The following is a 26,580-nucleotide window of genomic DNA, read 5'->3' as shown; positions in this document are numbered from 1 at the left end:
CTATTGCTCTCTTTCCGTGTATTTATATCCTATGCCCCATATTGTTTTAATAAAGTCATATTCAGGACCAAGTTTCTTACGGATATTTTTTATATGAACCGTTACGGTATTTATTTCTCCGTATTCGTCTCCCCAGACGCTTTCATATATCTGCTCACGAGTCAATACATTATTGGGGTGGCGCATGAGGATAGACAGAATCTGAAATTCCTTCGTTGATAAGTCGAGCTTCCTGCTATTCAGGAATGCTTCAAACGTCTTATCGTTCAAAATGAGCCGAGAATCCGCCTTTTCGTTACTGGGACTAAGTTCGTCCCACTCTTTAAAAAGCCTGTCCACTTTTCTGAAGTGAGCCTTTATCCTGGAGACAAGCTCCTGAATACTGAAAGGTTTGGTCATGTAATCGTCTGCTCCTATTTCGAGCCCGACGATTTTATCAATGTCCTTATCACGCGCACTTAAAAACAGAATTGGAACATTATAAGAATTTCGGATACTTCTGCAGACATCAAGTCCATCCATATCAGGCATCACTATATCAAGAACGATGAAATCAATGTGATTTTCTTCCAATGCAGATAAGGCTTCTTTCCCAGAATATGCCGAAAATATTGCAAATTGCTCGTACCTTAAACTCTTTGTGATGAGTTTTACGATTTCTTCATCGTCGTCTACAACTAATATCGTTTTTAGCATATTTATACCTCCCAGCCGCTTTAAATGGACTGAATTTATAAAACAAGAGCCGCATGGACTTCTCGCATTGAAAAAAGTCGCGCTCAAAGCGTCTCTCCAGTCCCGGATAAGCTGGAAAAAGAGCTTGAGCAACGACCTGGGCAATGCTGGCTTTAACAAACTGGCATGCTCTTCAATAGCGGTCGAGCTATGCACATATTCCAGCTTGAAGGCCTGCACATAGCTTTTGACGTAATGTCCGGGAGTGTGTCTAATCAAAAGACAGTGTGAAAAGGCTGAAAACCATCACAAGTTTTGGTTTTCAGCTAACCCCTATCCTCTAGGTACTGGTAGAAAAGACTTCTCTGATTCTCTAATGACGATTTTTGTTCTTCTTTATCTGTCGAAACACGAATATATACTGCACATCTCATAGTTACGCCACCTCTTCACTATGAGATGTATTGGCGTTGCCATCATTATATATTAAGCCTTCCTGATGTTCCATAATTCTGTCAATCTCAGCATCAATCAACGGCATAAAAAGTGTTAGGAAAGAATCTTTACCTATGTAGGTTCTTTCAATTTTCATATTGCATCGCCCCTACTCTTAGTAGTCGTTTTATGTAGGAAAAAAGGTGCGATGGTATTGATTTCCATAATATTCATGAAAGATGATATAATTAGGAAATCCTACTAACTCAAAATGGAGGAAGTACATGTCAAGAGATACCTTTTTAAGAAATGTAAATAGTCTTATTCAAATGCATTCTCAGGGACAACTTGGTGGCGATGTAATGCCTGAAGATGCTCTTAATTGGAATTGTCCCAAAAGAGGAATTACCAAATACATTGACTCTTGGAATGTCCCTAAACTATCAAAGGAACTCATATTCACTATGGGAGTCGATTGCACAAGCATATCTCGATAATGATTCAAGATGGGGATTTAATCCTGAAATTGTATCCGAACGGGGTTTAGATGAATTGCGTAATATCTTAGTTCGTTACCGTGTTGCTTTACAACCCAACCGTCATCCAGAAATTTGGCAACGTGTTTCAAAAGGAATAGCAAAGTCATCCCCTAAATATGAGGTTCTCGGGTTTTACTGGTTATATGTCATGGAATCTTATGCAGGGATAAAAATGGAAGTCGCGTGAACTCATTACGATAGCACCTGATACACACATATTAAAAGCCAGAGTAAAATTGGGGCTATGTTCCGCAGAGGTGTTAAACGGTTCGGATGAAGACCGACAAGCTGTGGCGGAAGCGTGGGAGAGTGCCTTAAAAGGTAGTGGACTTGCACCAATTGACGTTCATACTCCTTTGTGGTTGTGGAGTCGTGCAGGATTCCCTTAAACTATATAGAACGTCATTAAGAAACTAACAAAGTCTCTCCTATCGCCAAATCGGGTAATGGTTCGCCTTCGTCACGAAGAACACACCTTTGACGAAATCGGTGAGTTACTTAGCCGTGCGCGACAAACCATCAGTATGTATTGACAAGCCTACCAAACACAAGGACTGACGGGTCAGGAGATGGATCATTCTCCTGGACAACCGACAAAACTTACGGAAGAACAGCGTCATCGGTTAGCCGCGATGCTGGAGCAACATTCACCCGCCGATGTGGGTTTTGAGGCTCGTTATACCTGGACCCTGCCGCTGGTGGCAGAATGGATTAAACGGGAATTTGGCGTCACCATGAGCGTGCGTGGAATTAGCGCGATGCTGGGACGGCTGACCTTTCCAGAGTCGTATTGTATTATAATCTTTCAACAATCCGCAGCAATGGAAATAATATCTTGACGGACTCCAATGGGGAAATCATGAAACATGGTATACCCCAAATGGGTATTCCGCTAGAGATATGAGCATATCAGTAGTTGAAGCAAAGGGCGTATATTTGGGGTCATTCTCCAGCAATGTCCCCTATTCCGCTCCAAATGCATTACTGATTGAAATCAGTAAGGGATCATGGCTCTATAGTAACAGCTATTATCGTAATCTAAAGGGAGGTGTAACGCACATTTTGGATTACACCGACCCTTCTGGTCTTAAAACTCCGAGAACCTTTGGAACAGGGGATGCCGATTTTTCGTATGGTCTTAGTTACATCGTTATTAACTTGGACACATTCCAGGTTTGTGAGTTTTTAAATCCATTCAATTATTGTTATACTTCAGATAGTGGCCGCACCTATTCGCTTACCAAGCTACAAAAATTTCTTAAATCGAAATCTACATTATTGCCCAAAAGCAATTGCTCAAAAGCAAATTATTGAAGGCATCGCCTTGACGGGAATTAAGGAGTAGGGACATTTCTCTACTCCTTTTTGTATTTTTTTCGGTACTGTAGCGGGGTGTGCCCGGTAAGATGCTTGAATACACGACCAAAGTGAGCGATGCTGTCAAAGCCCGTTTTTTCAGCAATGGAAGTCACTTTCCAGCTCGTTTCCCTCAAATACGCACGAGCCTGCTGGACCCGCACATCCTGAAGATATTCTACTAAGGTAAAACCGGTTGTTTGCTTAAAAATACGGCACAAATATGTGCTGCTAATATAAAAATGCTCTGCCAGCTGATCTAGCGACAGCCTTTCGGCATAATGAGCATGCAGGTATGCAATGACCGAGTACACTCGCTGCTGCTTTTCACTACGTTCCGGTGCAATGGTATCGGCAGTAGCCGATTGTATGCGCCGGATGCGGATAAGGAGCTGGAGTAGCAAGCTTTGGAGATATAGTTGGCGGTAGGCATGTTCTTGGTGGTATTCATCCAGCATTTGCTGGAATAGATGCTCCAGCTCGTATTGTTCTTCCGCGGAGGGGCGAAGCAGAAAGCTTTTTTCTGGCAGAAGAAGCTGGTTCTGATCGCTGGAGGGAGAGACAGCCATTGACGAGGCTGCAAATTCTTCATCAAAGTTAATCAAAATCCGTTCATGGCTACCGCTACCCTTGTTACTCGTACGGTGAAAATCATGTTTGCTGATCCAAATCAGATCGCCCTTCTGAAGCGCGTATACCCGCTGATTAATGTAGTAGTAGCGTTCTCCTGCCAGCAAATAATAGATTTCGTGCGCCTGGTGGACATGGTCGGCGGACATGCTGAACGGCACCGTCCGCAGCGCTTGCTCGATGGCAAAACGGGGCGTAGCGATCACATCGATAGTCTCCTTTTATGAAAGAATACACAAGGATAATATATGTATACTTTATGGGTAAATTCATAATAAAAGCGAAGATTTCGCTCTTTATTATACTATAAAATAAAAGCAATTCATGTAAAGGGTGTGTGAATCAATTGGCTAAAATCAAATATGCACTTGTGGGTACCGGAGGAAGAGCCGAATTTTTTTACGGTGAAGTTGTTACTGTTTTCAAAGATACCTCGGAGCTGATCGCGTTCTGTGACGTCAATCAGACGAGAATGGATTATGCCAATCGGCTGTTGCAGGAGAAATACGAGCATGAGCCGATTCCGACCTATAAAGCTCACGAATTTGATCGGATGATCGCGGAGACGAAGCCGGATATCGTCATTGTCACGACCATTGACCGGGTGCATCATCGGTATATTATCCGGGCGATGGAGCTGGGCTGTGATGTCATTTCCGAGAAGCCGATGACGGTGGATGAGGACAAATGCCAAGACATTCTGGATGCCATAGAACGCACGGGACGAAAGCTGCGCGTCACCTTTAACTATCGTTATGCGCCGCATAATACGAGAATCCGCGAGATTATTATGGACGGAACGCTCGGAGAGGTGCTGTCAGTCAATTTCGAATGGCTGCTGAATACACAGCATGGCGCGGATTATTTCCGTCGGTGGCACCGGGACAAGCGCAATAGCGGCGGTCTGCTGGTGCATAAATCGACGCATCATTTTGATCTAATGAACTTCTGGCTCGGCTCGAAACCGGAGATGGTGTATGCGATGGGGGATCTGAAATTTTACGGCCGGGAAAATGCGGAGCAGCGTGGCGTGACGGAGTTTTATCAACGGGCTTACGGCAGCAAGGCAGCGGAAAATGACCCTTTTGCGCTACACCTGGACCGTAACGAACATCTAAAAAGCATGTATCTGGATGCTGAGCATGAGGATGGCTATGTGCGGGATCAAAGCGTATTTGGCGACAATATCAGCATTGAAGATACGCTGAGTGTCATGGTGAAGTATCAGAACAAGACGGTGATGAACTATTCGCTGAATGCTTACATGCCTTGGGAGGGATTTATCATCGTATTTAACGGCACGAAAGGACGGATGGAGGTTCGGGTATCCGAGCAATCCTATGTTAATTCCGGTGGCAGCAAGGCAGATGAGGGTGCGTTAAAAGAGAAGACCATCACCATCTATCCCCACTTTGCAGCACCTTATGAGGTTGAGGTAGAAGAAGGCGTAGGTGGTCATGGCGGAGGAGATCCAGTTATGCTGAGGGATATTTTCGATAAGCCGGCAGAGGATCGGTTTTATCGTGCGGCCTCACATATCGACGGTGCATGGTCGATTTTAACAGGCATCGCCGCTAACCGCTCTATTCGTACAGGTCAGCCGGTAAAGGTGGAGGAACTGGTGCGCTTGTAATGGACAGCAAATTTCATACCCAAAAGACCCCTCTAACTAGATTGAACAGAGGGGTCTTTTGGGTTGTATTTATATATAGAATGCACCTTATATCGTGCGGCACTTTATTTTATTATTTATCGGCAGTCAGCTCACGAGTTCCCAGTTGTTGTACAGGACGATGGTTATCGGGAAAAATGGCAGCAAACCGGTTGATTTGGTCTGCGGACATTTCAATAGGCTGCTCCAGCACTGTCCAATTTACATGTTCTGTACAGGGCGGGGTAGTCAGAGATCCGTTGTAGCGAACGGAGTGCAGGTCCTTCGGCAGCAGCGTAGCGAGATTTATTTCTTCATCCAGAGCCGCTTCTTGGGAAGTATCTTTCGGCAGTTTGGACCAAATGCGGTTGAAAGCCTTGTTTTCTTTACCACTTTGAATAAGGACCCCTAACACAGCTGTGCTTCCGTTATCGCTTTGATGGACAAAATGAAGCTCCATTTCAGCATTTTTACCATCTATTTGGTGTTCGCTCGGGTGATGAAAATGAAACTGCTTTAAAGTGAATTTAGTACCGTCCAGCATGATGTTATTGCTGGCATCGGCAACATTGATTTGCACCGTGTGCCCATTATTCAAAATGGCTGCTTTCGTATTGGTGTAATGAACCTGCAGCGGTTGCTGCGTTTGCGATGCTTCCAGATGGGTATGCTCTATATTGACAGGAGATTGTTCGTGGCCGTTACCACAAGCAACAAAATCCTTTTCCAGCTCTCCCCAATGTTCCGGTCCCTGGTCTCCTTCATAGGACCAGTGAGGGCCTTTCTGAACAACTGCATGAGCGTTGTTAGCTGATGAGGATGAAGTGTTAGTGGTGCTAGAAATGGTGGATTGTGGATTACATCCTGTTACCGACACAACTAAGATAATGGCCAATATGCTGAACAGGCGACCTCTCCAGTTTTTTTTCATGTTTCTTTATCCTTCTTCCAAAATAGAGTATGTGAAACTTTTTACATTGTAAATTATTGTACAAAGTTCCTACAAGGGTCCAAGGACTTAGAAAGAAGCGTTTTTGATTAAATAGTTTTAAATTAGATTTATATTTGTCCTTTTTGGGCAAAAATTACTATAATAATGGAGTGTTCATTACAAAATAATTCCATATCTATTTAAAGGAGAGATCTACATGAAAGCAGCAATTGTTACAAAAGACAAGAGAGTCAGTATAGAAGAGAGATCTTTACGCTCCCTGAAGCATGGAGAAGCGTTAGTCCAAGTCGAATACTGCGGAGTTTGCCACACAGATTTACATGTAAAAAATGCAGATTTCGGTGATGTCACAGGCAGAGTTCTGGGGCATGAAGGTATTGGAAAAGTCATTGAATTAGGTGAAGGAGTAACCAGTCTTAAGATTGGTGATCGCGTAAGTATTGCCTGGATGTTCGAAAGCTGCGGTCACTGCGAATATTGCCTAACCGGGCGGGAAACGCTGTGTCGTGAAGTTAAAAATGCCGGATATACGGTAGACGGTGCAATGGCAGAGCAATGTATTGTCACAGCTGACTACGCGGTCAAAGTACCAGATAGTCTTGACCCTGCCGCTGCAAGCAGTGTAACTTGCGCAGGGGTTACAACGTATAAAGCAGTTAAAGTAAGTGAAGTCAAACCAGGACAATGGATCGGCATCTTCGGCATTGGCGGCTTGGGTAACCTAGCTGTGCAATACGCCAAAAATGTATTCAATGCTAAAGTTGTAGCCTTTGACATTAGTGATGAAAAACTAGAACTGGCCAAACAAATTGGTGCTGACTATATTGTTAACAGCATGAAAGAAGATCCGGTCGCCCGAGCCAAGGAGTTAACAAACGGTGCTGGTCTGGATGCAACCGTGGTTACTGCTGTTGCCAAAACACCGTTCAACCAGGCCATCGATGTTGTAAAGGCTGGCGCGCGTGTTGTAGCTGTAGGTCTTCCAACCGATAAGATGGATCTGGACATTCCACGTCTGGTTCTGGACGGCATTCAAGTTATTGGCTCCTTGGTCGGCACTCGTGAAGACCTTAAAGAAGCGTTCCAGTTCGCTGCAGAAGGTAAAGTCGTCCCTCTTGTACAAAAACGTCCGCTCGAAGACATTAATGAAATCTTCAAGGAGATGGAGCATGGCAAAATCCAAGGGCGCATGGTCATTGATTTCACGAAATAAAATGATGTCCAATTCGTAACCCTTGAAATTCGGGGAGAGAGAAAGCGCCTGCTGATGTATCGCAGGCGCTTTTTTTTGCTTTACAACTTATTCAGAATGTTATCTTCCAAAACCGCGGATTTATCCCCGTATTCTTTAATAATATGTCTTTCTCCCCAGGCACAAAGAGAATCTAAAATGCCTTTCAGACTACATCCATATTCACTAAGCTCGTACTCCACTTTGGGTGGAACCTGATTATAGCTGATCCGATTGACAATGCCGTCTTCCTCTAATTCACGAAGCTGCTGGGTCAGCATTTTTTGTGTTATGGAAGGCATCATCCGTTTTAATTCACTTGTCCGCATCTTTCCATGTGTCAAATGACACAGAATCACGCACTTCCATTTCCCTCCGATCACCTCTAACGTCGCCTCAACAGAGATATTGTATTTTTTCTTCCCCAATGCTGATCCCCCCATGTGTGTCGCTTTCTGTTATACATACCTTACCAGCCTGTTTTGATTGAAAAGAACTTTATTTAGGGTACTTTTTAGTACCTATATCACTAAAAAGTACGTACTGTTCATATTCGCTTGAATAACTCATAATAACATCTGCTGGTCGAAGATTTCTATAGATAGGAGTGAAAAACATGTCGCCAGAATCAAAACGAAGCATCTGGCCATTACTGGCTTTAGCCATAAGCGCCTTTGCCATTGGGACCACTGAGTTCATCAGCGTGGGACTGCTTCCCCTGATCGCTGAAGACTTGCACATATCTGTAACGATGTCTGCACTAACCGTAACGCTGTATGCATTAGGGGTTACCGTCGGGGCACCTGTCTTGACCTCATTAACGTCAAGTGTTCCCCGTAAAACGTTGCTGCTGTGGATCATGATTATATTTATTGCAGGTAACAGCCTCGCTGCGGTTTCTAGCGGGATTGCCTTGCTGCTGATTGCACGTGTGATCTCGGCGTTCTCCCATGGGGTGTTCATGTCCATCGGTTCCACCATCGCGGCTGATCTTGTGCCGGATGATCGGCGAGCCAGTGCGATTTCCATCATGTTCTCGGGGTTGACCGTAGCCACGGTCACAGGTGTACCTTTGGGTACCTACATTGGGCAGCAATGGGGTTGGCGGGCTGCTTTTATGGCGATTGTGGTCGTCGGTGTAGTGGCACTCATCGCCAATCTGATTCTGCTGCCATCTACGCTGCGCAAAGGGAACAAGACTCTTTTCCGCGAGCAGGTCAAACTGGTTACCAATGGTCGCTTGCTACTCGCATTTATTATTACAGCTTTGGGGTATGGAGGCACATTTGTGGTGTTTACTTATTTATCTCCATTACTTCACGACATAACCGGATTCCAGCAAAGTACGGTAACGTTTATTCTTTTGCTGTATGGAATCGCGATTGCCATTGGGAATGTTATTGGTGGAAAAGCAGCAAACCGCAAGCCGCTTTCAGCTTTGTTTTACATGTTTCTGATTCAAGCAGTGATTCTGTTTCTCCTGTTGTTCACGGCACCTTTTAAAACGGCAGGACTGATTACGATCTTCTTTATGGGATTGCTTGCGTTTATGAATGTGCCCGGCTTACAGGTATATGTAGTCATGTTAGCCGAACGTTTTGTACCCAAAGCTGTAGATGTCGCCTCTGCCGTGAATATTGCAGCTTTCAATGCAGGGATAGCAATTGGAGCTTATGTAGGCGGGATTGTAACGGATTCACTAGGCCTCATTCATACGACTTGGATCGGGGGCATTATGGTTTTTGTTGCGGTTCTGCTCACAGGCTGGAGTCGTATGCTCGAAAAAAGGGATACAACCACCATTACAAGTTAAAGCTTTTAAAAAATAGAGAGGAAGATACAAAATGACACAAAACTTACAAAGCACAACATTGTTAAACAACGGAGTTCACATGCCTTGGTTCGGAATCGGGGTATTTAAAGTGGAGGAAGGCTCAGAGCTGGTCGATGCCATCAAAGCGGCTGTGAAGCATGGTTATCGCAGTATAGATACAGCCGCAGCTTATGCAAACGAAAACAGTGTAGGACAAGCCATCCGCGAGGCTCTTCAGGAAAATAGCCTGTCCAGAGAAGACCTTTTCGTAACGTCCAAAGTATGGAATGCCGATTTGGGGTATGAAGAGACACGGGCAGCCTATGAAGTAAGTCTGGACAAGCTGGGTCTGGACTATCTGGATCTGTATCTGATTCATTGGCCGGTTCAAGGCAAGTATAAAGAAGCCTGGAGAGCTCTGGAGTCCTTATATAAAGAAGGGCGGATCAGGGCTATCGGAGTCAGCAACTTCCAGATTCATCATTTGGAGGACCTTATGAAGGATGCTGAAATCACGCCAATGGTGAATCAGGTGGAATTTCATCCACAATTAACACAAGCCGAGCTGTTGCAATTCTGTCAAAAGAACAACATTCAAATGGAAGCCTGGTCCCCGTTAATGCAAGGCCAACTGCTCGATCATGCGGTACTGCAAGACATAGCGACCAAGTATGGCAAATCGGTGGCACAAGTGATTTTGCGCTGGGATGTGCAGCAGGGAGTTGTCACCATTCCCAAGTCTATCAAGGCGCATCGGATTGTCGAAAATGCCGACATTTTTGATTTTGAATTGACGCAAGAGGATATGGACCGAATTCAGGCGTTAAATGCGAATCATCGGGTAGGTCCTGATCCGGATAACTTTGATTTTTAAACTCTATTTCCATGATACGCTGTTCCTTTCTTCATTGAAGGGAGCGGCGTTTCTTGTCCATGATGGGTCTGGAGCTACAGCATTCCAATCCCGCCATATGGTATTATAGGGTTATGATAAAAGAGACGTTATGGAAGCTTGTGAAAATGAAGACAATCCGGGGGACCTCATGAATAAGACGATTGCAGATATAGCCCAAATGGCTGGCGTATCCAAGAGTACGGTATCCCGTTTTTTGAACGGCGGGGCTGTCAGTGTGGATACAAGACGTAAAATTGAAAAGGTGGTCAAGGCCACGGGTTATGTCCCTAATACCTTTGCCCAGAGCCTCAAAGCGAAGCGGACTAACATTATCGGAACCGTTGTGCCACGTCTGGATTCCTTCGCGACATCCCATACGCTGATGGGTATAGATCAAGAGTTGCGGGCCCAGCATTATCAGATGCTGATCTCGAATACAAGCCAGGATGTGAAGCGTGAAATCGAAGCCATTTACGAGCTGGGTCGGCAAAAGATTTCCGGTATTATTTTACTGGCTGCTGAAATTACCGATGAGCATCTGACCGCGATCCGCGACATTGCGATTCCGGTTTTGCTGGTGGGGCAGCAGCACACGCAGCTTCACAGCCTTATCCATGATGACTACCGGGCGGGATATGATATCGGCGCATATGTTCTGTCACAGGGCCACCGTGAAATTGCCTACGTCGGCGTTACGGAAAAGGATGTCGCTGTCGGTGTGCGGCGCAAGGAGGGCTTTAGGCAGGCTGTTCGGGATGCATTGACCGATCAAGCTCATATGGACGATGTGAAGCAACTAGAGCGATCCGCTGGGTACGATATCAGATACTATGAAACCGGATTTAAAATGTCCGATGCACGGGTGGCTGCGTCTGCGATTTTAGATGGATTCAAGCCATCCTTAATGGTGTGTGCTACGGATAATATTGCGCTTGGCGTGATCAACGCGGCGTATTCCAGAGGGATTACCATTCCATCGGAATTGTCGGTGACTGGCTTCGGGGGATACGATATTACAGAGGTGATTCATCCTGCGCTGACAACCGTGCAATATCCGTACATGGAAGCAGGACGCGTAGCGGCGCAAAATATTGTAAGGCTGGTAGAACACAAACCGGTAGAGAAAGTGACCGTTATGAATTATTCTCTGATAGAGAGAGAAAGCGTTGACAAACGCTGAACAGGTGGATTATAATTTCTTCGAAACCGGTTCCACGGCACTCGGGCACAAGTGGAATCGGTTTTAAATCCATGGATGAGTGTATTTTTTTAATCGTACAGGAACCGGTTCCTATATATTTTTTTCGTTAAATTGGAACCGGTTCCCGAGACAGAAGTTTTAATAAGAATGAGGTACACCTATGAAAATGACAAAAGAACAAAAGTATCGACTGATTGAGCAGGCAGAGCCCGGTGAAATAGCCAGCTTGGAGAAAAAGGTGGAGCAATGTCACTGGCGGCAGGAGTTTCATATTCAGCCACCGACAGGCTTGCTCAATGATCCCAATGGCTTTTCGTATTATCAGGGTGAATATCATTTGTTCTATCAGTGGTTCCCGTTTGGAACCGATCATGGAATGAAATACTGGTATCATTTGAAGTCCAGAGATTTGGTCACATGGGACGATGCAGGCATCGGTATCGCACCGGGAGATTATTTTGATTCACATGGTGCTTATTCAGGTAGCGCGATGGAGCATGAGGGCAAGCTGTATATGCTATATACGGGAAATACACGTGACGAGGACTGGATCAGACATCCTTATCAATGTATGGCCGTTATGGATGAGAGCGGTCTCATTACAAAATGGGAGCATCCCGTTATTCCGAACGTGCCAGAAGGATATACGGATCATTTTCGTGATCCCAAGCTGTGGAAAGACGGAGACAGCTTTTACTGTGTGATCGGTGCCCAGAGAGCGAATGCAACAGGCTGCGCCGTCCTTTATCGGTCAACCGACCTCCATACGTGGCAGTTTCAGGGGGAACTGCGGACAGGGCTGGAGACGTTTGGCTACATGTGGGAATGCCCGGATTATTTTGAACTGGACGGCTCGGGTGTATTGGTATTTTCTCCTCAGGGTCTGGAGCCTTCCGGGGATGAGTATCACAACATTTATCAGTCGGGCTATGTGATCGGCAAACCGCTGGATACCCAAACCAGAATATTGGAGCACGGTGTATTCCGCGAGCTGGACCGAGGCTTTGACTTTTATGCACCGCAGACGATGATCGACCCGCAGGGGCGGCGTATTATGGTGGCGTGGATGGGATTACCGGATATCGATTATCCGACAGATCCGAACGGATGGGCACATTGCCTGACGCTGCCGAGGGAACTTACGCTTCATGAGGGCAAACTCATACAAAGGCCAATACCTGAGCTAACTACGCTGCGTAGAAAGCGTGAGGAACGGGTAGCCGACACATTAACGTCGGAGAGCAAAACCTATACGGGCTTCAAGGGTACGGCTTATGAGCTGATTTGTGAGTATGATCTTTTGAGCGCCAAGGCATGCGGTATTGAATTCCGCGCAAGTGCGACCGAGAAAACGGTGATCCGATATGATACCGTCAGCCGCCAACTTGTGATGGACCGTTCGCAATCGGGGGAGCCTGTCGCTGCTTCGTATGGTGAGATAAGACAGTGCGCCATGAATGGGGACCGTATCAAGCTTCATCTGTTCGTGGATACGTCTTCGGTGGAAATTTTCGTCAATGATGGGGAAGAGGTGTTCACCAGTCGTATTTTTCCGCACCCAGAGAGTGACGAAATACGCTTTTTTGCCGACAAGGGAGAGGCTCTCTTCCAAGCGGTAAAATGGGATTTTACATGAATATTCAACATCATCAAGTGGATCGTTAATCATCAATAAATAACGGAATGAACGAGAGGATGAACATCATGGCGGAGAACCGGGAAATAGCCAAAGAAGTGATCCAAGCAATCGGTGGGAAGGATAATATTGCGTCCTTTGCTCACTGCGCGACACGCCTGCGGATTATGGTGCATGACAAGGAGAAGATTGATCAGAAAAAGGTCGAAGAAATCGACAAGGTCAAAGGAGCTTTTTTCAACTCGGGTCAGTATCAGGTTATTTTTGGTACAGGTACGGTCAATCGGATTTTTGAAGAGGTCGAGAAGCTCGGAGTAACCGGATCATCTAAAGAAGAAGTGAAGAGTCAGGCGAAAAAGGAAGGCAACGTTTTCCAACGCTCCATTCGTACCTTTGGCGACGTATTTGTACCGATCATTCCGGTGCTGGTTGCTACGGGGCTGTTCATGGGATTGCGGGGCTTGCTTACCCAGCCGCAAATTCTGGCCCTGTTCGGCATGACGCCGCAGGATATTTCACCGAATTTCCTATTGTTTACCCAAGTATTGACGGATACGGCTTTTGCTTTTCTACCTGCGCTGGTTGCGTGGTCAGCCTTTAGAGTATTCGGCGGTAGCCCGGTGCTCGGTATCGTTCTCGGTCTGATGCTGGTGAACCCGGCCTTGCCCAACGCCTATGGTGTTGCGGACGGCTCAGCTCATCCCTTGACGATGTTCGGCTTCATCCCTGTGGTGGGTTATCAGGGCTCGGTATTGCCAGCCTTCTTCGTGGGTTTGATCGGAGCCAAGCTGGAACGGGGGCTGCGCAAACGGGTACCCGAAGCGCTGGATCTGATTCTTACGCCATTTTTAACGCTGTTGATCATGATTATACTGGGATTGTTTGCCATCGGTCCGGTTTTCCATTCACTTGAAGAGTGGGTACTGCAAGGAACGACGTTTGTACTGGATTTGCCTTTCGGTATCGCAGGGATTGTCATCGGTTTTCTGCATCAGATTATCGTAGTTACGGGCGTGCATCATATATTTAATTTTCTGGAAATTCAACTGCTTGAAAAGAATGGCGTAAACGCCTTCAACGCGATTATTACTTGCGCTATGGCTGCCCAAGGTGCGGCTTGTCTGGCGGTTGGACTGAAAACGAAGAACGGCAAGCTGAAAGCGTTAGCGCTTCCTTCCTCGTTGTCTGCTTTTCTGGGGATTACGGAGCCGGCTATTTTCGGGGTCAACCTGAGATATATGAAGCCTTTTGTCATGGGCCTCATCGGTGGGGCAGTTGGTGGTTTTATCGCTTCGGTCTTCCATTTGGCGGCTACAGGTATGGCCATTACGGTCATTCCGGGTACATTGCTCTACATGAATCATCAGCTTCCGCTTTATATTTTGGCGAACGTGGCTGCTATGGCAGTAGCTTTTGTCCTGACATGGATGTTTGGCTATAACGATAAAATGCTGGAGGAAGTCAAAACAGCAGGTTCCTCCAATTAACATCACCCAGGTGGCAAGAGGAATGTGGGTAGAGTCCATAAATTCACATGAAGTTATTTAGTGAATTTTGATGATTTATCACGTATTTCACGCGATCTGCTCTAGGTGTTCTTAATAACATATAATGTCAAATTGTACAAAAAAGAAATTATTTATGTTAATAGCTAAACAAAAAAATCCCCACTGACCATTAGGTTAGTGGGGATTTAGATTTTATGTTTTTTTTTCGGAATTATGCTTTTTCTCAGCAATAAGTAAACCTAGCAGTCTATATCCTCTGTACAATGTTCCAATTAATAGTACTCCACCAGCAATAGAAAGTAGGATAATTAACATATTAAGTATAAACGGGATTAAATCAAAAGCCAAAAAAACACCTCACCTAAAAAATGCATTTGGATTGGAATCGCAAAGTAAACAGTCCCTATCAGCACAAGGGATTAACACCGCTCAAACTGACAAAGCCACTGAATTAAATGCGGAAACTTAGCAAGTGATGAATCTTGGAGTAAACGTATATCTTAAACAGGAATCTTATAAAGTGGTAATATGATGGAATAAGCTAGGTTGCTAAGTGTGGTTCAATTTAGTTCAACAGTAGAAACAATCCCCGGCGACCAGTTAAGGTTAGCAGGGAGTTCATTTTTCCTATCCGTTTAAGAACCTCCAACCTGTACTTGAGGGCGTATATCATGCGAGTGAACAGGTACAGTAACAATAAACCAAAAGCTAGCTGCGATGATCAGCAGTACCATTTTTTTTAACATTGTTCATCCACACCTTTTCAATAAGATTTAAGAATGCTGCTTTAGTTACTGGAACCGCATAATCTTGAAAGTGTAAAAATAGACCCATACAATTTATAAAATAAGTCTCATTATTTAGTGTATGATAACTTACCATTGAATACATCAAATGTTTAAAACCATCAATGTAAGAACCTCGATGTAAATAATAATTAGCTAACTCGTAACCAAACCACGCGATATAGTCCGGTATCACCTGTTGGGTATACATATCATCGGATGGAGGTTGTTCAGAAAACGAATTAATCTCCGTTTCAAACCGTTGAAGTATATCATCCACGTCCAATTCAAATCGGTTTGCTGCAATTATAACATTCAACAATTTGGAGATTTCCTCTTGTTCATTAGAGCTTGATGCTGCTGAAATATATTCAACATAATCTTGAAGCACACTTACATCTCCTGATAGGAGTTTATTAACGTAAGTATTACATTCCGCCCAATCTTTATACAGTTTGATCCAATGTAGAGTATCCTCGTCCGTCTCCTTGACCCAATCTAAATTAGCGTAGGCGTATGTATATTGTAGAGCTTGTTGATAATCGCCTTGGGCTTCGCAGACACTTGCACATAGTAAATCGGCATAGGTGATGTACACAAACATGGGACGACTTAACTTCTTAGTAGATTCATTACGCTCTCGGCTCTTCTGTTGGTGTTTCAAAGTATATTGGATTTCCGCTTTATCTCTCATTTTTCTCGCCATTTCATCGACCTTGTCCCATTTACGCAAAGACCTGTACACGTTAGCTAAATCCTTCAATGCGTCAAGCTGATCTATTTCATCTAGGCGCTCAACGAAAGCCTCAAATACCGCTGCTGCTCTGAGATTTTTGCTTTGATCGTCTCCAATCTGAATCGTGAATATACGGTATTGACAGATTGCCAAGCGTTCGGAGTGCTGGTATTTCTCCGCCTCTGCTACATTCTCATAGAGCAGCAACGCAGCAGCATGTCGTCCTTGTGCTAATAGCGTTTCTGCAATGTCAAATAGTTTAGGTGAATAGAGTAGATTGTCCATGATTTGTCTAACGATTCGACTGATCGCATCCAGCTTGTTCAGTTCTGCACAACGATATAGCAACCGCTCAATTCGACGCATATTGGGGGAGCGTTCGATGATGTAGTTTTCTACATATAAGTCGTAGAAGTAGCCTTCCGGTAAACCCATAGCCTCAGTGATTCGGTCAAGCTGGTTAACAGATATAGGACTATTACCAGTTACAATGCCACTTACTATCCCCCTATTAATGCCTGCAATATGCCCAAACTCGGTCATGCTTAAATCTTGTTGTTTTAGATGTTTTTCCAATTCAGCTCTTATCGTAGGTGTGATTTCCATACATAAACCACCCTTCACATAAAAATGCCATAATTTTATATTCTTGCATTCTATTGTTCCCCAAAATTAACCATCTGTCAATATATTATGCAACTAATGTATAAAGGTAAAGTTTGGAATATTAATGCATATGGAAATGGAAAGGAAGAGCGATGGAAGCGGAGAGTAAGAGGATGAAAAACGCACTCCATACAGAGCGCGACTTGTGAGTGAAGCGCTGGGGCATCGGTAATTGATTTCAATCCACGCACTCCACATGGAGTGCGACCTTGATCGTGAGCGTGAATTGCGTAAAGAAGGTTTATTTCAATCCACGCACTCACATGGAGTGCGACTCTCGGATATAAGCAAGGATTTTCGCCCGTATGTATTTCAATCCACGCACTCACATGGAGTGCGACTCCCGGATATAAGCAAGGATTTTCGCCCGTATGTATTTCAATCCACGCACTCATATAGAGTGCGACGTACAAATTTGGTACCTCCCCCCGAAGTTTTAGCGGCATTTCAATCCACGCACTCATATAGAGTGCGACTTCGTGGTTTGGTTGGTGCGCTGCATATGATCCATTTCAATCCACGCACTCATATAGAGTGCGACGTTGTTCATTTGTTCAAATGAAGGCAATACGATTTCAATTTCAATCCACGCACTCATATAGAGTGCGACGCTATTTGGCGCGTCTTTTATCACTACCGGACATTATTTCAATCCACGCACTCATATAGAGTGCGACCTGGTTTGTGTCTGACCGTCTGCATCGTGTTTTGAAATTTCAATCCACGCACTCATATAGAGTGCGACGGTTTTTACAACCTTGAGGCCGACAACCGGGCCATATTTCAATCCACGCACTCATATAGAGTGCGACTTCCGTCGTTTGCTCTACCACGTATCCGATGTAGGTATTTCAATCCACGCACTCATATAGAGTGCGACTAAGCATGCAGCAGACAGTCGATAAGTTGGCTGGAATTTCAATCCACGCACTCATATAGAGTGCGACTATAAATAATGTGAGTCAAGCAATGAATGCAGTTGATTTCAATCCACGCACTCATATAGAGTGCGACAGCGGAAATGTAGTGATTTATACCCTAATGGTATCAATATCATACATTTTCGCAATAAACGATGCCGAAAAGGCTTGAATCAAGCATTGACATTCACCCATTACAACCCATCCAAGCCTTTTTCGACAAATTTCGAGGTGCGAAGGAACCGGGGTTTTTATGTGAGCTTCACATTCGCACTTTATAAAATGAGGTATTTGTTGTCTATCCAGTTGAATCCAACATACATTTAAATACGGAGTTTCGCAACTTTTTCCAGTCTTTTTCTGCCTTCTCTTTCCACTGTACAAGTCACGCCTAAACGATCGAAGACCGTTCATCCAGAAACTCGGATGGGGAGCAGCCTGTCAGCCGTTTGAATATCCGATGAAAATAGGAAACATCACTATACCCCACATACTCTGAAATTTCACGGATCGTCAGTCGGGACTCGGTCAGCATGTAGATGGCGGTTTTAATACGCTGCGTATGTACATGCTCGCTGATGGTTTGGTGTGTTACCTCGCGCAGTAGGGTAGCTGCGTAGTTGGGTGTTTTACGGATCGCGTCTCCCAGCTCCTCCTTCGTCACCTTTTCCCGATAATGATTTTGAATATACTGCTTCATATGCTCTACATGCTTCTCTTTATCGCAAGAAACGGCACCTTTGTCCCATTCCTGATTGATATAAATCATCGCCTCGGTCAGTAAGCAGTCAGCCATCATTGCATAGTAGCTCGGGCGCTCAGTCCATTGGTAGTACACCGACTTGATCCGTTCATGCAGCATATCGTAGCATCCGAGCTTGATCAGCAACGGCTGGTTTGTATTCAGTAGGGGAAGTGTGTGGTTCGTACATGTTTTGTGGCAATGTATCACATACTTGGTATGAAAAAGTGTAGGAATGCTCTTGCCGTAGTAAGGCAAATGTCCGGGCAGAATCAGCGTTTCTCCCTTGCCGAGAATAAACTTGCAACCGTTCACCCAATATACACATTTTCCAAAGGTAACCAAAATGAACAGTAAGTCATCGTCGCTGCTATTCGGGCCAGCCTTTTCGTACCAGTCTATACCATGGTCCTGTCGCATGTCCGTCATTGTAATCACGAGGCCCACTCTCCGATGTCTTAAAAATGTATTGTACTATAGTACCTTCATCATACTATAGTTCATAGTCTTGACGCACGGGTACAAGTAAAATAGAACCATAGAAGTTTAATAGATAGAGAACTGAGGATTTTGCAAAAATTCTGAAGTGAAAGTGGAATAGAAACCAAACAGTAAAGACATTCAGGAGGATGACATTACTATGCTTAAAACGAAAATTATCTGTACTATGGGACCTGCCTGCGACTCCATTCATTTGTTAAAAGAAATGATCCAGGCCGGTATGACAGTAGCCCGCTTGAACATGGCTCACGGGGAGCTGGAAGATCACGTTAAACGTATTGAAAATGTGCGGCAGGCTGCGAAGGAACTGAACACCTTTATTCCCGTCATGATGGATATCAAGGGACCGGAAATTCGGATTGGCAAGCTGAAAGAAGCATCTTGTCTGCTGAAGCCAGGTAGCCAGCTTATTTTGACCACGGAAGAAATTTTGGGGGACGAGCACCGTATTTCGGTCAACTACCCGGATATGCCGAAGGATATCAAAGCAGGCGACCGTATTCTCATTGATGATGGTTTGGTCGATCTGACTGTAACCTCTATTGAGGGAACCGAAATGATCTGTACCATTGTAAGCGGCGGTATTTTGAAACCGAGAAAAGGTGTGAACCTGCCAGGGATTCATACGACCCTTCCGGGCGTAACAGAGCGCGATGTGAAGCACATCCAATTCGGAGTGGAGCAGCGTATCGAGCTTATTGCGGCTTCTTTTGTGCGTAAAGGCGATGATATTCGCGAAATTCGTGAGATTTTGAAGGGCCACAACGCCGAGCATGTACAAATTTATTCTAAAATTGAAAATGCCGAAGGTATGGAAAACCTCGATGACATTATCAAGGCTTCGGATGGAATCATGGTAGCCCGTGGTGATCTGGGTGTTGAAGTGCCGATTCAGGACGTACCTGTGATGCAAAAGGAAATGATCGACAAGTGTAATCTGGTTGGCAAGCCGGTGATCGTGGCTACACACATGCTGGAATCCATGCAGGTAAACCCGCGTCCGACGAGAGCCGAAGTTAGTGACGTGTTTAACGCTGTTATGCAAGGAGCCGATGTGGTTATGCTGTCGGGCGAATCCGCTGCGGGTAAATACCCTGTCGAGTCCGTGCGGACGATGGCTGCCGTAGCCGCCAGAGCTGAATCTCAATTTGATTATCAAGAGCAGTTCGATAAGCGCAGAGCACGCCAAAGCACGAACATTACCGAGGTCATCAGTCAAGGTGCGGTTAGTTCGTCCCTGGAGCTCGATGCCAAAGCGATTATTACTTCTACGGCCAGCGGCTTCACGGCCCGTATGGTGTCCAAATATCGTCCAAAGGCTCCAATTATTGCAGTTACCCCGAACAATACGGTGTTCGCTAAAATTTGTCTGTTATCCGGGGTATTCCCGGTCAAAGGCGATAAAGTAGTGACGACGGATGAAATGTTCGAATCCTCCATCCGCAACGCCCTGAATGCAGGGTATATTCAAAAAGGAGACACCGTTGTCGTGTCGGCAGGCGTTCCTGTTGCCGAGGCCGGTGCCACCAACCTGATTCGAGTACATCAAGTGTAAGTGTAGATACAGACAGCAGAAAGGCGCTGATCCCCAACGGGCTCAGCGCCTTTTTACATGGACTTTTTTTACAGTCCAAACACACTCTTGGCAACGACCTGCGTCAATTCTGCCTTATGGGCTTGGTACTGTTCAGGTGTAATACTCTTGTTGGCCAGCCGCTGATCTAACAGCTCTGTCAACTGAGCCACCTGCAAATCAACGACAGCTTGAGCGTCCCGTTCATTATATTGTGCAATATCTGCCAAGGTTTGACCGTTATACAACGCATCATACAATTGCTCATCCGAGGATACACCCAGTGTTTCCAGCAACTCATCATCCTTGGAAGCCTCACTATCCTGTAGCTGAAGGGCTCTCTCTGGAGCCAGTGCAGAAGCATTGGCCCGACTTCCCCATGTAGAGGACTGCCCAATAGACAACGCCAGTAACAAGGTGCAGATAACCATGATTCGTTTTCGATTCATAAGAGTAAAGTCTCCTTTTGATTTCTTTAAAATTCTGACAGGGTGGAACGGTATATGGATATCCAACGGGAGTAATATTCTTGCCTTTAGCCCATCCGGTTTTTATGTAGTTACCAGATTCTTAAATACATCATACACGCCCAATCTTAGCGCCAGCTTAATACTCGTTTAAAATAAACTAAAAGTGCACATTGTAAACAGGTTACAGCAAAAAAATTTCACTGAGGCTCATAATGGCTCACAGGATGAATAAGGTCTATCCTTCGGACCCTGTTTTTTTTCTGGACCAGAGTTTTCGTATCCCGTGAATACAGAGCAGCAGTAGAGGCAAAAAAAGGCCCATGGATAAGATAAAGGATGTCCATATTTTTGCATCCCAGGATTGCTGGTATGGGACATTTGGATATATGATCACCGACATAACGATCAGGATCATCCCGATAGGGAAGATCAGCGGACGCTCATCTTTTAGATTAAAGATTTGGCTAATGGCTATCATAATCGATTGCATATACAGAGCCAGCCTGAAAAAGAGCGAAATAAACCACATGGCGGCCATGATCGCTTCAATACGCTGAAGAAAATTTCCAATGTTTATTTTTTTGGCTAATGAATAGCTTGGATATATATTTCTTGCTGTTAAATCAGGGCCAAAAACTAAAACGGCCAATACAATGAGCACAACCAGAATCAACCCGCCAATCAGGCTTCCTGTTAAAAAGGCTCTACGGGCTTGATCGGGGCGATCTACAGACGGAAAAATCATGAGTAAAACAATATGGCTCAGAAATGCAATACTGATAAAGGATAAAGCAGCAGGCCAAATGGGTCCAACTCCCTTCTCCAGCATCGGTTGAGCGTTCTCCAGTTTGATATTGGATACTACCAAAACGACAAAAGCCGTGTACAGCAGAAGGAACAACGGAAACAATAGCTCAGCAGAACGGGCCAACGTTTCAAGTCCAAGGCGCACGCCCATCAATACAATAAGCGCGAAAAGGATGTTGACCGCTTGAATCGGCGTTTCCGGCATCATTTGAGTAGTCAAAAAATTCCCCAAATCATACAACACCGCAGCAGGGCCACTCAGAAAAAACGTAATCATAAACAGTAGAGCAATGGATTTCCCCAACCACTTGCCCAAAAGGGTCTCCATGATTTCGATCAGGGTCATCTGCGGATACAGGATGGTGATCGTGTTGTAAAGCCATATCAACAGCAGCCCAGCACCCACTCCGACGATTGCAGCGATCCATGCATCCTGTTTAGCGGTAGCGGCCATAACGGAAGGGATGACGAGAATTGCAGTGCCGATTGTAAATAATATCGTTAAGATCAACAATTGACGTGTGGAGATTTTGACTTGCTTATGCACCATCCTCACCTCTATTTTCACGTTTATCATCTGGCTTGTTATTCTTGTTTGTCCCCAGCCTTTTCAGGACATGTATACTGAGCAGCAGTAAGGGTAAAAACAACCCCAACGATAATACATAAGGAATCCACGTCTTGGTATCATAGGCTTGTTGATAAGGCACATTGGGATATACGATGGTCGACAAGGCGACTAAAAGAATGCCGAGAGGAAGCACTAGCTGGCGGTCATTTTTCAAGCGAAAGATTTGGGCTATGGCTGTCACAATGGAGTGCATATACAACGTGATCCTGAAAAAGAGCGAAATAAACCACATCGTAGCCATGATCGCTTCGATACGCTGTAGAAAATTGCCGATGCTAATTTTTTTGGCTAACGCATAGCTTGGATATATATTTCTTGCGGTTAGATCAGGACCTAGTACCAAAATAGCCAATGAAACGACCACGACCAACATTAATCCGCCAATCAGGCTTCCTGTGAAAATAGCTTTACGGGCTTGATCAAAACGATTGACAGAAGCCGGGAAAATCATGAGCAGAAGGATGTGAGGCAGAAACGCTGTGCTGACAAAGGACAGGGCAGCAGACCAAATAGGCCCCACTCCAGCCTCCAGTACAGGTTGAACATTTTCCAATTTAATATTGGACACTATCAAACCCGTAAAAGAAATATAAAGCAGAATAAATAACGGAAACATCAGTTCGGCAGAACGAGCTATCACTTCCAGTCCCAGCCGGACAGCCAACAATATAATAAGCGCAAAAAGGATGTTGACCGCTTGTATTGGTGTTTCCGGGATCATTTGAGTGGTCATAAAATTCCCCAGGTAAAATAAAACGGGAACAGGAGCATTGATGAAAAATGTGGCGAAAAACAGAAGACCGACAGCTTTGCCTAGCCACTTTCCGAGCAGGGCTTCCATAATTCCAATCAGGGTCTTTTGCGGATACAGCGACGCAAGCTTGATGTACAAATACAAGACGAGAAGCCCGGCCACGACCCCGACAAGCGCGGCCATCCACGCATCCTGCTTGGCTACCAGCGCCATGCCTGACGGGATGATGAGGATTGCGCTCCCGACCGTATATAAAGTCGTCAGGATCATAAGCTGACTTGCTGAGATTCTGATCTGCCCGGGCACTAATTTCACCTCGTCTTATTTTATTAGACCGATATGGGTCAGGAAATCGCTGAATGGCCTATACACGGCTGCGATCCAATCCAGAGGAGTAGGAATAAACCCACTTAATGCCTTGGCACTGCTGATTCCGACCCCAAGAAATAGCAGGATGTAAAACAGCCAAAGCTCTTTTTTTAAACCCTTTTTCCGCATGTAAGGGACCTCAAACATGCTGATTGCAACAGCGACCAGCAGTATGCCCAGCACGTTCATTAATTTAGGCAGCATCTTTTAACACCTTCTTTGGTAGGTTACTCCTTCATATCATTCAGGAATGAGCTGCCAATCGTGCCCAAGCGCCGAATTTTGAAATCGACCTTGATATCTACAGGCAATTCTGCAAAATGCTCACGATCCCAATTTTTTTTCAGTGCGTTCCAGGTCTTCGGATCAGCGCGGTGAATGGCTTCACCGAATCCGAAAATGTCAGATTTGTACGATTTTTGAGCTTTTCTGACGGCTGATTTCATAATCTCTTCGATCTTTTCTTCCAATTTCTTCTCCAGCTCATAAATCGTGCTCACTTTGGTTAAATCCAGGGCCTGACACTCAACTTCTCCCACGTTGGCCTCAACATGCATTTTAATATTGATCCGGGGCTCTCCCCTATGCACGCTTCCTTTTATGGCAGTTTGGGTTCGAATGATCTCTGTAACGACTTTTCCGCCTTCGGGGCAGGCCACAAAGCCGACAGAGCTTTGCACTTTGCCGAGAATGTAGTTGTAGCCCCTGCTTTCCGTTTCGTCTAACCATCCGATTAATTTGTCTTTTCTGAACACTGCAAGTCCCGAGTACTGTAAACGGACAGGTGGGTCGATTTTTTGGACATTGCTGTTCGATTCTCCCATTTCTGTATTGCCAACGATCCGAAGTCCTGTCAAGATAGGCTGCATTCCTTCGCTCGTGAGAGCTGCAATCAATTCATCCAAGGTTACCGTCATACTGGGCGACCAACTTTTCTCCGATGATTCCAGGGAGGAGAAAAGGTCATTCGCCGGAATCGGGTCCAGGGGCGTCATAATTTTCAATGTGTCCTCCGCACTGGTGCCCTTTGACACCACAATATAAAAATCGGTGCGGAACTCATGATCCCTGGAGAGTAAATCCAAAGCTTTTGCCATTCCTTCCGTTGCTATCGACTCACCGACTACGCATATGCGCAGGTGAGAAAAATACATTTTTCGGGGACTAAGCGTCGTAATTTTCCGAATGGCTTCTAACACAGTATCAGCTTCCGTGGTGTACAACGTGGCTGGAGCCCCACCGCCTGCTCCTTTTTTGGATGCTGCTTCTCCGGGGTCCACAACCTGGACGGAGACACGGAATTGATCTCCATGTTTATCGATCCCCATCCCGACGGCGATAGCAAGCTCATTCAGTTCCCTGCGGTTCCAACAGCCCGTTAGAAGCAAGACGAGTGTAAGCATCAGGAACAGAAATGCCGTCTTCTGTTTCATGCTTGTCTACCCCTTTCCGTCTGTTCCTGTCTTCTCCGCTTTATTCCCGTGGTTTCCGGGGCGGGGTGCTGTTTCGGCGATTCACATTCTTCTGATCAATGAGTCGGGGACGTGTAATCATCATCCAGTGAGGAAGCCGAAAGATGGTATCCTTGGTGTCCGACGGTATTAAAGGGGCAAAAGGAGCCATATAAGGAATGCCAAACGAACGAAGGCTGCACATATGCAGGATGAGAGCAATACCGCCGACGATAATCCCGAATAGTCCAAATGAAGCGGCAAGCCCCATCAAAGGGAATCGCAGCATACGGAAAGCAATGGACATATTATAGGCAGGCAGAACGAAGCTGGAAATCGCAGTAATGGATACGACAATGACCATCGCCGCTGATATGATCCCAGCCTGGACTGCCGCTTGTCCGATGACGAGCGTGCCTACGATGGAGACAGCTGCCCCGATATACTTCGGCATGCGGACGCCGGCTTCCCGTAATATTTCAAAAGTCAATTCCATCATGAGCGCTTCGATAAAGGCGGGAAAAGGAACGGACTCCCGCTGTGCCGCCAGACCGATCAGCAGTGAGGTTGGCAGCATTTCCTGATGAAACGTAGTGATGGCAACATATAAGGACGGACCAAGCAGGGAAATAAAGACTCCAGTGTAACGAAGAACCCGAATGAAGCTGCTGATATCGGCACGCTGATAATAATCCTCCGCCGCATGCAGGAAGGAAACAAACAGCGCGGGTACGACAAGCACAAACGGGGTTCCATCCACCAGGATCGCGATCTTTCCTTCCAACAGCTCGGCGGCGATGACATCCGGGCGTTCGGAGTTGTATACTGTTGGAAAAGGGGTAAATGTTTCGTCCTGAATTAACTCCTCGATATACCCGCTTTCAAGAATGCCGTCTACATCAATGCGATTCAGTCGTTCATGCACTTCTTCGACCAATTTATGGTCCGCGATTCCCTTGATATACATGACTGCGACATCGGTTTGGGTCACGCGGCCAATTTGTTTTGTTTCCAGCCACAGGTTCGGATCTTTAATCTTACGTCGGATCAAGGCCGTATTCGTGCGCAGTGTTTCAGAAAATCCCTCTCGCGGCCCACGGACGACATTTTCCGAAGCGGGCTCGGTGACCCCGCGATCTTTCCATCCTCGTGCGCTGGCCACGATTCCCTGCGTCTCACCGTCAACCAAAATGATTGCATCTCCGGACAACAGAGCGTTATATAAGGTTTCAAAGTCGGTTACATCCCGGATGTCCCCGATGGTCAGGGCGTAATCTTTTAAAATCTGCAGAACATGGGAGGAGGTTTGAATACTACTCTCCACGTCGCTGGACAAGCTGCTATCCAGCATCATCGACTCCATGATGAAGTCGGAGACTACGTTTTTATCCGCCAAACCGTCGGTATAGAGGATCGCAATGATTTGTTCACCATCCTTGCCGATACGAACTTCTCTTATGATGATGTCGGTGCTGTTACCGAGTGCTTGTCTGATCCGCTGAAGATTTGACCCGATATTTGCACTGAGCTGCGCCTCTGAATGTGCAGGCTTACTCTCGGTGTGCTGGACAGGTGGCTTTTTAAACTTGTTGTGGCTGCTTCTTTTCCGAAAATGCATGAATGTTCGCCCTCTCCTTGCGGATGCTTTTTAAT

General features: G+C 45.5%; 22 protein-coding genes, 1 pseudogene and 1 CRISPR repeat array. Of the genes and pseudogenes, 10 read left to right on the top strand and 13 right to left on the bottom strand.

Annotated elements, in window-relative coordinates; translation table 11 throughout:
- On the bottom strand, positions 1-696 hold the full coding sequence (locus ACQ4MX_RS13465; RefSeq protein ID WP_431091103.1) for a response regulator transcription factor: 696 nt from the start codon (positions 694-696) through the stop codon (positions 1-3).
- Between the two features lie 415 nt (positions 697-1,111).
- On the bottom strand, positions 1,112-1,267 hold the full coding sequence (locus ACQ4MX_RS13460; RefSeq protein WP_431091101.1) for a hypothetical protein: 156 nt from the start codon (positions 1,265-1,267) through the stop codon (positions 1,112-1,114).
- Positions 1,268-1,482: 215 nt separating this feature from the next.
- On the opposite strand from ACQ4MX_RS13460, the gene ACQ4MX_RS13455 reads away from it, so the two are divergent.
- Positions 1,483-1,836: a hypothetical protein gene (locus ACQ4MX_RS13455; protein ID WP_431091099.1), complete on the top strand. Its 354-nt coding sequence runs from the start codon at positions 1,483-1,485 to the stop codon at positions 1,834-1,836.
- A gap of 358 nt (positions 1,837-2,194) precedes the next feature.
- Positions 2,195-2,488: pseudogene (locus ACQ4MX_RS13450) on the top strand (helix-turn-helix domain-containing protein); the annotation flags it as partial.
- 516 nt (positions 2,489-3,004) lie between these two features.
- On the opposite strand, the gene ACQ4MX_RS13445 reads toward ACQ4MX_RS13450, so the two are convergent.
- Positions 3,005-3,841 carry an AraC family transcriptional regulator gene (locus ACQ4MX_RS13445; RefSeq protein ID WP_431091098.1) on the bottom strand — a complete coding sequence of 279 codons (837 nt, stop codon included), beginning with the start codon at positions 3,839-3,841 and terminating at the stop codon, positions 3,005-3,007.
- A 140-nt stretch (positions 3,842-3,981) separates the two neighbouring features.
- Between ACQ4MX_RS13445 and ACQ4MX_RS13440 the strand changes: the two genes are divergently transcribed.
- Complete coding sequence (locus tag ACQ4MX_RS13440; protein ID WP_431091096.1) at positions 3,982-5,268, top strand: Gfo/Idh/MocA family protein; 1,287 nt, start codon at positions 3,982-3,984, stop codon at positions 5,266-5,268.
- Positions 5,269-5,380: 112 nt separating this feature from the next.
- Here ACQ4MX_RS13440 and ACQ4MX_RS13435 read toward each other — a convergent pair whose 3' ends face one another.
- Positions 5,381-6,217, bottom strand: coding sequence for a carbonic anhydrase (locus ACQ4MX_RS13435; RefSeq protein ID WP_431091094.1), 837 nt, complete (start codon positions 6,215-6,217; stop codon positions 5,381-5,383).
- Between the two features lie 217 nt (positions 6,218-6,434).
- On the opposite strand from ACQ4MX_RS13435, the gene adhP reads away from it, so the two are divergent.
- Positions 6,435-7,451, top strand: a complete 1,017-nt coding sequence (gene adhP, locus ACQ4MX_RS13430) for an alcohol dehydrogenase AdhP (protein ID WP_431091093.1) — start codon at positions 6,435-6,437, stop codon at positions 7,449-7,451.
- Between the two features lie 80 nt (positions 7,452-7,531).
- On the opposite strand, the gene ACQ4MX_RS13425 is transcribed toward adhP, so the two are convergent.
- Entirely contained in the window at positions 7,532-7,897 is a 366-nt protein-coding gene (locus ACQ4MX_RS13425; protein WP_013308345.1) for a winged helix-turn-helix transcriptional regulator, read from the bottom strand.
- 188 nt (positions 7,898-8,085) lie between these two features.
- Here ACQ4MX_RS13425 and ACQ4MX_RS13420 point away from each other — a divergent pair, with 188 nt between their 5' ends.
- From ACQ4MX_RS13420 to ACQ4MX_RS13400, 5 genes are all read left to right on the top strand, one after another.
- Positions 8,086-9,282 (top strand): MFS transporter, encoded by a 1,197-nt coding sequence (locus tag ACQ4MX_RS13420; protein WP_431091091.1) that lies wholly within the window; start codon positions 8,086-8,088, stop codon positions 9,280-9,282.
- 31 nt (positions 9,283-9,313) lie between these two features.
- Positions 9,314-10,156, top strand: coding sequence for an aldo/keto reductase (locus tag ACQ4MX_RS13415; protein ID WP_431091089.1), 843 nt, complete (start codon positions 9,314-9,316; stop codon positions 10,154-10,156).
- A 169-nt stretch (positions 10,157-10,325) separates the two neighbouring features.
- Positions 10,326-11,357 (top strand): LacI family DNA-binding transcriptional regulator, encoded by a 1,032-nt coding sequence (locus ACQ4MX_RS13410; protein ID WP_431091088.1) that lies wholly within the window; start codon positions 10,326-10,328, stop codon positions 11,355-11,357.
- Positions 11,358-11,538: 181 nt separating this feature from the next.
- A complete protein-coding gene (locus ACQ4MX_RS13405) occupies positions 11,539-13,014 on the top strand; it encodes a glycoside hydrolase family 32 protein (RefSeq protein ID WP_431091086.1) in 1,476 nt (491 codons plus the stop codon).
- Between the two features lie 68 nt (positions 13,015-13,082).
- Entirely contained in the window at positions 13,083-14,501 is a 1,419-nt protein-coding gene (locus tag ACQ4MX_RS13400) for a sucrose-specific PTS transporter subunit IIBC (RefSeq protein ID WP_431091084.1), read from the top strand.
- 729 nt (positions 14,502-15,230) lie between these two features.
- Here ACQ4MX_RS13400 and ACQ4MX_RS13395 read toward each other — a convergent pair.
- Both ACQ4MX_RS13395 and ACQ4MX_RS13390 read right to left on the bottom strand, forming a co-directional pair.
- Entirely contained in the window at positions 15,231-16,649 is a 1,419-nt protein-coding gene (locus ACQ4MX_RS13395; RefSeq protein WP_431091083.1) for a transcriptional regulator, read from the bottom strand.
- A 303-nt stretch (positions 16,650-16,952) separates the two neighbouring features.
- A CRISPR array of direct repeats spans positions 16,953-17,723; the repeat unit is 32 nt; unit sequence ATTTCAATCCACGCACTCATATAGAGTGCGAC.
- Between the two features lie 297 nt (positions 17,724-18,020).
- A complete protein-coding gene (locus ACQ4MX_RS13390; RefSeq protein WP_431091081.1) occupies positions 18,021-18,809 on the bottom strand; it encodes a helix-turn-helix transcriptional regulator in 789 nt (262 codons plus the stop codon).
- A 202-nt stretch (positions 18,810-19,011) separates the two neighbouring features.
- Here ACQ4MX_RS13390 and pyk point away from each other — a divergent pair, with 202 nt between their 5' ends.
- Positions 19,012-20,427 (top strand): pyruvate kinase, encoded by a 1,416-nt coding sequence (gene pyk / locus ACQ4MX_RS13385; protein ID WP_283654221.1) that lies wholly within the window; start codon positions 19,012-19,014, stop codon positions 20,425-20,427.
- Positions 20,428-20,495: 68 nt separating this feature from the next.
- Here the strand turns inward: pyk and ACQ4MX_RS13380 are convergent, their stop codons facing one another.
- From ACQ4MX_RS13380 to ACQ4MX_RS13355, 6 genes are all read right to left on the bottom strand, one after another.
- Positions 20,496-20,894: a hypothetical protein gene (locus ACQ4MX_RS13380; protein WP_431091079.1), complete on the bottom strand. Its 399-nt coding sequence runs from the start codon at positions 20,892-20,894 to the stop codon at positions 20,496-20,498.
- Between the two features lie 256 nt (positions 20,895-21,150).
- Positions 21,151-22,272, bottom strand: a complete 1,122-nt coding sequence (locus ACQ4MX_RS13375) for a GerAB/ArcD/ProY family transporter (protein ID WP_431091078.1) — start codon at positions 22,270-22,272, stop codon at positions 21,151-21,153.
- Complete coding sequence (locus ACQ4MX_RS13370) at positions 22,262-23,413, bottom strand: GerAB/ArcD/ProY family transporter (protein ID WP_431091077.1); 1,152 nt, start codon at positions 23,411-23,413, stop codon at positions 22,262-22,264. Before ACQ4MX_RS13370 ends, ACQ4MX_RS13375 begins: the two co-directional genes overlap by 11 nt.
- Before the next feature lie 15 nt (positions 23,414-23,428).
- The gene (locus tag ACQ4MX_RS13365; protein WP_431091076.1) at positions 23,429-23,680 is read right to left on the bottom strand and encodes a hypothetical protein; all 252 of its coding nucleotides are present in this window, start codon (positions 23,678-23,680) and stop codon (positions 23,429-23,431) included.
- A 23-nt stretch (positions 23,681-23,703) separates the two neighbouring features.
- Complete coding sequence (locus tag ACQ4MX_RS13360; RefSeq protein WP_431091074.1) at positions 23,704-24,909, bottom strand: Ger(x)C family spore germination protein; 1,206 nt, start codon at positions 24,907-24,909, stop codon at positions 23,704-23,706.
- 40 nt (positions 24,910-24,949) lie between these two features.
- The gene (locus ACQ4MX_RS13355; RefSeq protein WP_431091072.1) at positions 24,950-26,545 is read right to left on the bottom strand and encodes a spore germination protein; all 1,596 of its coding nucleotides are present in this window, start codon (positions 26,543-26,545) and stop codon (positions 24,950-24,952) included.
- Positions 26,546-26,580 lie beyond the last annotated feature (35 nt).

The organism is Paenibacillus sp. 8b26 (assembly GCF_050626875.1).
Lineage (GTDB): Bacteria > Bacillota > Bacilli > Paenibacillales > Paenibacillaceae > Paenibacillus.
This window is presented reverse-complemented; position numbering and strand designations above follow the sequence as displayed.